Annotated in this window: 4 protein-coding genes; 1 reads left to right on the top strand and 3 read right to left on the bottom strand. The window is 70.8% G+C overall.

Features of this window, described 5'->3' with window-relative positions:
* Positions 1 to 230, bottom strand: a 230-nt coding sequence (locus AC30N0_RS15115) for a VOC family protein (RefSeq protein WP_489518728.1), incomplete at its 3' end; no start/stop codon positions are given.
* A 178-nt stretch (positions 231 to 408) separates the two neighbouring features.
* Between AC30N0_RS15115 and AC30N0_RS15110 the strand changes: the two genes are divergently transcribed.
* A complete protein-coding gene (locus AC30N0_RS15110) occupies positions 409 to 1,227 on the top strand; it encodes a CAP domain-containing protein (RefSeq protein WP_489518727.1) in 819 nt (272 codons plus the stop codon).
* A gap of 235 nt (positions 1,228 to 1,462) precedes the next feature.
* On the opposite strand, the gene AC30N0_RS15105 is transcribed toward AC30N0_RS15110, so the two are convergent.
* Both AC30N0_RS15105 and AC30N0_RS15100 read right to left on the bottom strand, forming a co-directional pair.
* Positions 1,463 to 2,668 carry a YncE family protein gene (locus tag AC30N0_RS15105; RefSeq protein ID WP_489518726.1) on the bottom strand — a complete coding sequence of 402 codons (1,206 nt, stop codon included), beginning with the start codon at positions 2,666 to 2,668 and terminating at the stop codon, positions 1,463 to 1,465.
* Between the two features lie 112 nt (positions 2,669 to 2,780).
* The coding region (locus tag AC30N0_RS15100) for a creatininase family protein (RefSeq protein WP_489518725.1) at positions 2,781 to 3,059 on the bottom strand (279 nt) is incomplete at its 5' end.

Genomic DNA, 3,059 nt, shown 5'->3' with positions numbered 1-3,059 from the left:
GCGACGTCGTCGCCGAGGTCGAAGAAGGCGAGGTGCGAGCCGTCGGCCATGCGGAAGAAGACGTGCACGTAGGGGCAGTGCTCGCCGGTGCTCGGGACCACGTCGGAGCGGATCACGTGCACCAGCGGCAGGCCGAGCAGGTCTTCGTAGAAGTGGCGCGTCTCCTCGCAGTCGCGGCAGCGCCAGGCGAAGTGGTGCAGGCCGCGGATGGGAACGAAGGGGTCGCTCATGGTGTCTGCGCCGGGTCGGCCGAGGGTGGCTCCGGGCGAATCTACTCCGGTCCGCACGGCCCTGCCGATGTCGCTGGCGGCGCCCGCCTTACAAGCGCTTACGCAAAGCACGGACCACTTTCGCGACGTGCGCCGATCGCGCGCTATGGTCGTTGCACGTACCAACCCCATCTTTCTCATGACCCAGCCTTCTCCCTCCCCGATCGAACGCCTCGGCCCCCTCTTCTGTGCCGCCGCCCTGACTTCCTTGGTCGCCGCCTGCGGCGGCGGCTCCGACACCTCGTCGGCCGATGCCAACAGCACCGACGTCGTTGCCTCTGCCGTCGGTTCGCCGGCGTCGATGCCGGCGGCCCAGTCGGTGTCGGAAACCGATGCCGAAGCCCTGCGCCGTCGGCCGCGGCTCCCCAAGGCACCCGCACCCGCACCCGCACCCGCACCGGCACCCGCACCCGCGCCCGCACCCGCACCCGCACCCGCGCCCGCACCCGCGCCGGCTCCCGCTCCCGCACCGGTTCCAGCGCCTGCACCCGCGCCAGCGCCCACGCCGGTCGCAGCCGGCACCTGCGGCCTCGCCGACTTCGCCGCCGGTGCGATCGCCCGCATCAACCAGCTGCGCTCGACGCCGGTCGACTGCCGCAGCGCCGGCCGCTTCGCGGCGACGACGCCGCTGACCTGGAATGCCCAGCTGACCCAGGCCGCCCTCGGCCACTCCGAGGACATGTCGGCGAAGAACTACTTCTCGCACACCAGCGCCGACGGCCGCTCCTTCGTGAACCGGATCGACGCGACCGGCTACGTGTGGAGCACCATCGGCGAGAACATCGCCGCCGGCTACCCGAGCGTGAATGCGGTGATCGACGGCTGGCTCGCGAGCGACGGCCACTGCGCCAACCTCATGAACCCGGCCTTCCAGGACATGGGCATGGCCTGCGTGCCGGGCACGCCGACGAGCACCTACCGGACGTACTGGACGCTCGAGCTCGGCAGGCCGCGCTGATCGGCGCCGGCGATCACGAGCAGGGCGCCGGTCACGACCGGCAGGCAGGACACGAGCAGGGCCGCGCGCCAGAGTCGCGATCGGAATGGCTGGGCGCGAAGGGGAGCGGGCGGCGGCATCGGCAGGGACGGGGGCAAGCGGGCGCCGAGCATGGCGCACGCCGTGGCCCGCGCCGCGCCCTTCGGCCGCCGCGACCGGAGAGCGTGAGCAAAGTGGCAGCCCGAGGGGCCGCGGTTCAGCGCATGTTGCCCGTGTGGCCGAGCGAATAGCGGCCCGGCTGCGGCCACACCGTGAGCCCGTGCGGCTCCTTGCCCACCGGGATGACCTTCACCGCGCCGCTCGTCGTGTCGAATGCGTAGACGACGTTGTCGTAGCGGCCCGAGAGCCACAGCCACTTGCCGTCGGCGCTGACGTTGCCCATGTCGGGGCTGCCGCCGCCCGGGATCGGCCAGGTGACGTCGACCGTGCGCGTCGCGAAGTCGAGCACCGAGACGCTGCCCATGCCCTTGCCCTTGCCGTGGATCTTGTTCGAGCCGCGGTTGGTGACGTAGAGCTTCTTGCCGTCGCGGCTCGGGTACAGCCCGTGCGTGCCCTTGCCGGTCTTAATGAAGCCGATCTCCTTGAAGCTCTGGCCGTCGATGATGAAGACGCCGTCGACCATCATGTCGGCGACGTAGAACACGGCGCCGTCGGGCGAGATGCGGATGTCCTGCGGCATCTTGCCGGTCGACAGCTTCAGGTAGCCGAGCACCTTGCGCTCGACGAGGTCGATCTTCACGAGCGCGCCGCCGAACTCGCAGGTAAAGATCGCGTAGCGGCCGTCGATCGAGAAGTCGGCGTGGTTGATGCCGGGGCAGTCGGGCGTCGGCAGCGACGACTTCAGGGCCATGGTCACCGGGTCGCGGAAGTCGAGCCGCTTGTAGGCCTCAGCGACGACGATGGCCTCCTTGCCGTCCGGCGTGAAGTACATGTTGTAGGGATCGTCGACCGCGATCGCCTTGCCCGGCTTGCCGGTCTTCGGATCGATCGGGATCAGGCTGCCCTTGGTCGTGTTCTCGGCGTTGTTGGCGACCCAGAGCGTCTTCAGGTCCCACGACGGCACGACGTGCTGCGGGTTGAGGCCGACCTTGAACTTGTCGACGACCTTGAACGTCTCCGGATCGATGACGTACACATCGTGCGAGCTGACGTGCGGCACGTAGACGCGCGGCAGCGCGCCGGCCACGGCAGCGCTCAGCCTGCCTGCGACCGTGTCGCCGTAGAGGTTCGCGCGATCGGTCACGGGCGCCATGCCGGGGACGACGGCGACCGCGGCCGAGGCGGCGCGGGGCGCCGTCGTCGCGGCCGGGGTCGAGGCGGGCTGGGCGAGGCAGTTCAGCGTCGCCAGGGTGGCGGCAGCAGCGACGCCGGCAGTGCGGCGCAGGGGGGTAGGAAGGTTCAAGAGAAGAGCTCCAGGGAGATCGAACGCTTCGTCAACGCTCGGCGGATTGAAAAAGAGGACGCGGGCGACGCGGCCACCCGCGAAAGACCGCACACGATAGGCGGCACGAGGGTCACGGTCGCCGACGCGCCACCTCGCGCTGGATGGCGTCGCGCGTGCGGGCGACGACCAGGTCGGCGACGCCACGACCGGCGGCGGCGCTGGCGCGCCGAGGATCGCCCTGCACGCCTTCGGCGCTGCCGAGCGCGCTGCCGTCGGTCAGGCGTGCGGCGCGGACCAGCTGCTCGTCGATGCCAAGGGACAGCGAAGTGTCGGCGGCGCCGGCGTGGCTGCCGATCTCGGCCTCGCCGAGGCCCTGCCGCCGCAATTCCAGCGCGATCTCGCGTTCGGC

The organism is Rhizobacter sp. (assembly GCF_031412495.1).
Lineage (GTDB): Bacteria > Pseudomonadota > Gammaproteobacteria > Burkholderiales > Burkholderiaceae_C > Schlegelella_A.
This window is presented reverse-complemented; position numbering and strand designations above follow the sequence as displayed.

What these genes read in the sequence shown, in the direction of transcription:
- AC30N0_RS15110 (WP_489518727.1), top strand. Translation starts at nt 409, where the DNA reads ATGACCCAGCCTTCTCCCTCCCCGATCGAACGCCTCGGCCCCCTCTTC.